Origin of the sequence: Desulfosporosinus sp. OT, assembly GCF_000224515.1 — a bacterium.
In the GTDB taxonomy this organism is placed as follows: Bacteria; Bacillota; Desulfitobacteriia; order Desulfitobacteriales; family Desulfitobacteriaceae; genus Desulfosporosinus.
The window spans coordinates 1-5,614 of sequence record NZ_AGAF01000075.1 but is presented as its reverse complement, the minus strand read 5'-3'; the positions used below and the strand labels follow the sequence as shown (position 1 = coordinate 5,614).

General features: G+C 43.3%; 4 protein-coding genes. 3 read left to right on the top strand and 1 reads right to left on the bottom strand.

Translation table 11 applies throughout. The features are described from left to right. A partial coding sequence (locus DOT_RS31375; protein WP_009616229.1) for a hypothetical protein occupies positions 1 to 314 on the bottom strand: 314 nt, incomplete at its 3' end. Positions 315 to 872: 558 nt separating this feature from the next. Between DOT_RS31375 and DOT_RS06795 the strand changes: the two genes are divergently transcribed. The 3 genes from DOT_RS06795 to DOT_RS06785 all read left to right on the top strand — a co-directional run bounded on the left by DOT_RS06795 (position 873) and on the right by DOT_RS06785 (position 5,500). Beyond that, positions 873 to 1,553 carry a protein-L-isoaspartate(D-aspartate) O-methyltransferase gene (locus tag DOT_RS06795; protein WP_009616224.1) on the top strand — a complete coding sequence of 227 codons (681 nt, stop codon included), beginning with the start codon at positions 873 to 875 and terminating at the stop codon, positions 1,551 to 1,553. Between the two features lie 165 nt (positions 1,554 to 1,718). Continuing rightward, on the top strand, positions 1,719 to 3,890 hold the full coding sequence (gene recQ / locus DOT_RS06790; protein ID WP_009616222.1) for a DNA helicase RecQ: 2,172 nt from the start codon (positions 1,719 to 1,721) through the stop codon (positions 3,888 to 3,890). Positions 3,891 to 3,988: 98 nt separating this feature from the next. After that, entirely contained in the window at positions 3,989 to 5,500 is a 1,512-nt protein-coding gene (locus DOT_RS06785) for an MDR family MFS transporter (RefSeq protein ID WP_242833785.1), read from the top strand. The last annotated feature ends 114 nt before the right edge of the window (positions 5,501 to 5,614 follow it).

Here is a 5,614-nt window from a genome sequence, read left to right as displayed (position 1 = left end):
TTCGGGACGCAGTGTGGCGAAAAGCTCCCTTCGCCACGAAGTGTTTCTTTGGGGTGGGTGGCTCGGCGATAGTCTCCACTGGAGACTATCGTGCTTTTCGTATACCGAACACGGAAGTTAAGAATCCACACTGCTGGAGTGTGCTTTTTAGGACGCAGTGTGGCGAAAGGCTCACCCGCCTTTCGTTTCAGGGCCGATGATACTTGGGGCGCAAGCCCCTGGGAACGTAGAATCCACACGGCTGGAGTTTTCGTTGCTGGACGCCGTGTGGCGAAAGGCTCATCCGCCTTTCGTATCGCCAGGTAAACAAGCAAGCAAGAGGCTATCTCTACGAGGTAGTCTTTTTGTGTTTCTTATAAGCTATGAATAGAAGATGCTGGGGCTGGGGTTCCACCCGTTCGGGATCCACACTGCAGGGGAATTCGTTTCGGGACGCAGTGTGGCGATAAGCTCGTCCGCTTATCGTCACATTGCTGGAGTTTGCGTTACGAATCGCAATGTGGCGAAAGTCTCATCCGACTTTCGTCACACTGCTGGAGTATGCGTTATAAGTCGCAGTGTGACGATAAGCTCGTCCGCTTATCGCCACATTGCTCGAGTTTGCTTACGGGACCCGTGTGGTGAAAGTCTCGTCCGACTTTCATATCGCCAGATAATAAGCAAGAGACTTATCTCTAACGTTAGAGCTAGTCTCTTTGTGTTTGTGAGAAGAAACGATGTGAGCATTCATTTGGAATGGGATAATTTATCCAAATACGTAAAAGCTATCTTACATAATATAGAACAGCAGGTGGACCATGCTCAAAAGTTAAGTAAATATTTTTCATGAAAACAGAGAGAATATAATAAAAACTAAAGTCGGGTGAGAAAATTTGTATACAGATTATTCTAAAGCTGATTTGGATGATCGATTAGCAGAGCGGGAGTGGATGGTTCAAACACAACTCATTGGGCGGGACATCGCGGATGAGGAGGTCATAAATGGTATGCTTATTGTTCCACGACATAAGTATGTTATGGAAGAAAAGCAAGAGTATGCTTATTATGATACTGCCTTGGAAATAGGAGTAGGGCAGACAATTAGTCAACCATATATTGTTGCTCTTATGGCGGAGGCTTTAGAGTTGAAATCAAGCGATAATGTTTTAGAAATAGGAACGGGTTCTGGTTATTCCGCCGCTATTTTATCCCGTATGGCTGAACACATATATACCATTGAACGCCATGAAGAACTAGCACATATTGCAAAGGAACGGTTTCAAAGTCAAGGTTATGGAAATATTGAAGTACGCGTTGGAGATGGCACACTTGGGTGGACAGAAAACGCACCGTTTGATGCCATCCTGGTTACTGCGGGAGGTCCTGTGATTCCAGATACCTTAATCGATCAATTGGCCATCGGTGGACGTTTAGTTATGCCGGTTGGGGATAAGGCTGAACAAAAGCTGCTTCGGGTAAAGAAAACAGTGACTAGTGAACTGATAGAGGAAAATTTAGGGTCGGTGCGTTTTGTTCCGCTGATTGGCACAAAAGGTTGGAGGGAACTAAACTAAACAACATGAGCCCAAGTGAATTGTATAGTTAGATAGAGCGAGATAGGTGCTATCAATCAACTATAACGAAAAGATGCCTCGTTAAGTATAAAATACTTAACGGTTTTTTTTGTTATAATGAAGTTAGAATAATAGGATTGTACCTTAAGGAGATGCTCGTTCATTATGATAGAAAAAGCTTTGCATGTACTGCGGAGATATTTCGGTTATACCCAATTCCGAGATGGTCAGCAAAAAGTGATCGATAGTTTACTTCGGGGCACAGATACTTTAGCTATTATGCCGACAGGGGCTGGAAAATCGCTTGCTTACCAAATTCCAGCACTTTTGTTTCAGGGAACGACACTCGTAATTTCACCACTGATTTCTTTGATGAAAGATCAGGTGGATGCGCTGCTGCAATATGGGGTTCCGGCAACCTTTATTAATAGTTCATTATCATTAAGAGAAGTTAGGTCAAGAATTGGACGAGCCGAGAGCGGAGAATTTAAGCTCTTATATATTGCCCCTGAACGCTTGGAATCGGAAAGCTTCCGTAGCCTTTTAGGGTCGCTACACGTCTCTTTTTTGGCCATTGATGAAGCACATTGTGTTTCTCAGTGGGGGCATGACTTTCGGCCGAGTTATCTTCAACTTGGACCATTTCTCAAATCATTTTCATGTAAGCCACTGATCGGGGCTTTTACTGCGACGGCGACTGAAGAAGTTAGGAATGATATTGTCCAGTTGTTGCAGTTAAACCGCCCTAATACTTTTGTTACTGGTTTTGATCGTCCGAACCTCACATTCGCAACGCTTCGAGGAGAAAATAAAAAGATTTTTGTTTTGGATTACGTGCAAGCGCATGCCGATCAGTCTGGAATTGTTTATGCCGGAACGCGTAAAGAAGTTGACAACTTGCAAGCAGTTTTGCTTAAAAATGGCTTAAAGGTTGGGAAATATCATGCAGGGATGACTGATGAAGATCGCCAAAAAAGCCAAGAGGATTTTCTCTTTGATGAGAGAACGGTCATGGTGGCTACCAATGCATTTGGGATGGGAATCGATAAGTCCAATGTCCGTTATGTAATTCATTATAATATGCCGAAAAATATGGAAGCCTATTACCAAGAAGCTGGGCGTGCTGGGCGGGATGGAGAGCCAGGAGAGTGTATTTTGTTGTTTTCACCCCAAGATGTGGTGTTGCAGAGATATTTGATTGAACAGACGATTTTTCAACCAGAGAGAAAAATGAATGAGCTCAAAAAACTTCAGGGGATGGTTGATTATTGTCATACGCCTCGGTGTTTGCGCAAGACCATTCTGGAGTATTTTGGAGAAGAAAATGTTCAAGAACAATGTGCTAACTGTAGTAATTGTAATGACGAGCGTGAATTAGTAGATATAACCTTGGAAGCTCAAAAGATATTCTCATGTATTTATCGGATGCGCGAACGTTTTGGTATCGGTATGGTAGCTGAGGTGTTAAGAGGATCGCGCAAAGCCAAGATCATTGAGCTTCGTTTTGATCAACTTTCCACGCATGGAATTATGCACGAAGTTCCGCTACAAGAGATCAAAGACCGCATCAACTTATTAGTTGCAGAGGGCTATTTGCAATTATCAAGTGGAGAGTACCCAGTAGTAAGGCTCCAACCAAATGCAATTTCTGTCATCAAAGGGGAAGCAAAAGTCACCCAAAAAGTGTCGCAGCGGTCTTCGCGTGAAGAAGCAGTTGAAGCTAACCTCTTTGACTCTTTGCGCGCACTGCGCAGAAAAATTGCCCTTCGGGAAAATCTTCCCCCGTACATGATCTTTGCAGATAGCACCTTGAGAGAAATGGCTCAGCTTTTTCCCACAGATCATGTGGCGATGATTCGCATCAGTGGGGTTGGAGAGCGAAAGTTGGAAAAATACGGAGATGATTTCCTAGAAGAAATTCGGAGTTATATTGAGAAGAATGGAATTTTCAAATCCATAGAGAACAACCTTATTCCAGAAATCAGTATGCGACCAGATCCGGTATGTGATGCAGCCCAAAATTCTACCACTAAAATGCCGAGTCATCACCAAACATATCTGCTTTACCAAGAGGGGTATTCCTTAGAAGACATTGCAAAAGCAAGGAAAGTTACCGTGCTTACAGTGCAGGAACACCTCGTACGTTGTAGTCGTGATGGACAAGCAGTCATCTGGGATGACTTTATTCCCATTGAACAAGAAGCGCTTATTTTGGAAGTGGTACGCCAGGTAGGTCGTGAGAAATTACGTCCGATCAAAGAGCTTCTTTCAGATGAAGTGAAATGGTTTACGATTCGGGCTGTTTTAGAAAAGCATAAATCTGTAGGAGAAAGTTAAGTGCGCTTGGTAGGCGGAGTTATAAAAGTTAAATCAGAAATTATTGGACGTTTAGAGAAAGTAGGCTTCACATTGGTTGAGGAGAAAGTAGGTTTCAATTGGCTAAGGGTAAGCAGGAGAAAGATAGTCGAGGTATGTGTATCCAGACAAATCGTAAAATAGTTTTGGTTAGTATTATGTTAGCGATGTTTATGGCCGCCATAGAAGGAACGATCGTAGCGACTGCAATACCTAGTATTGTTGCTGATCTGGGGGGGTTCTCCCTTTTTAGCTGGGTTTTTTCTGCATTCCTTTTGGCTCAAGCTGTGACAATTCCCATCTATGGTAAATTCGCAGATTTGTATGGTCGAAGACCTGTGTTTGCGTTTGGAGTTGTTGTTTTTCTTTTTGGCTCAGTGCTTTGTGGCTTAGCTCATAGTATGAATATGCTTATCCTCTTTCGCTTGATCCAGGGCATTGGCGCGGGGGCGGTCCAGCCTATTGCCACCACAATTGTAGGGGATATTTTTGAGATGAAAGAACGTGCCCGTGTCCAAGGATATATCTCTAGCGTCTGGGGGGTTTCTTCTATCATTGGACCAGCGCTGGGGGCCTTTTTTGTGCAATATGTGCGATGGGCCTGGATATTTTGGGTGAATGTTCCGCTTGGAATACTGGCTGTGGCTGGAATTTGGCTATTTCTAAGGGAAGAGGTACATAAAAAAGAGCATGAAATTGATTACATCGGATCGACACTTATTTTTATCTCAATCAGTGCGTTGATGGTTGTTTTTATTCAGGCTGGAACAGTTTGGGCTTGGTCATCAGCTCCCGTGCTTCTTTTATTGGGGGTATTTTTTATAGGAACTTATCTATTTATCTTGCAGGAAAACCGTGCAACTGAGCCAATCATGCCCTTGGCAATATGGAAAGATTCTCTGATTGTGGTTGCTAATTTGGCGACGTTAACGACCGGTGTCGTACTTATCGGTGTTTCCTCGTTTTTACCAACCTATATTCAAGGGGTAATGGAGAAATCCCCTATCATTGCAGGGTTCGCATTATCTTTTATGTCAATGGGTTGGGTCATTGCGGCAACTTTGACCGGAAAGATCATGTTTAAGTACGGATTTAAACGTATTGCGGTCATCGGTGGGATTTGGATTCTTAGCGGTTCGGCATTTTTCGCAACACTTCGTCCAGAAAAAGGGTGGCTCTGGGCTGGAGTGGGTTCATTACTGATTGGTTTTGGAATGGGGCTAGCAAGAACCGTATTTATTGTGGGGATACAAAACAGCGTGGAGTGGGAAATGCGTGGAGTGGCAACAGCCTCCAATATGTTTATGAACATCCTCGGTAATGCAATGGGTGCCGCAATTTTAGGTGGGATTTTAAATATAAGACTGACAAGCTATTTAAAAGGTGTAGGTGGGGAGGCGTTGAATGTAGATGTTATCAATGTCTTACTTGACCCAGATAAGAGACGTGCGCTCCCCCAAGCGGTTTCACAAATAATGACATCGGGATTGGCAATTTCGCTGCATTATGTTTTTGGGGGTGTGCTTATTTTAGCATTAATAAGCTTCATATTACTTTTGTTTTACCCTCAAAAGGCAAGGAACGTGGTGTAACATTAAACTCTGGGCATGTTATAACAAAACATGTTGACCTTCACTAAGGATAGTGATAATAAATCGAATGCGCTTCTCTAGACAAAAAGAACAAAATAATTAGAGGAACGATCG

Coding starts and splice junctions, on each gene's coding strand:
- recQ (WP_009616222.1), top strand. CDS start 1,719: ATGATAGAAAAAGCTTTGCATGTACTGCGGAGATATTTCGGTTATACC.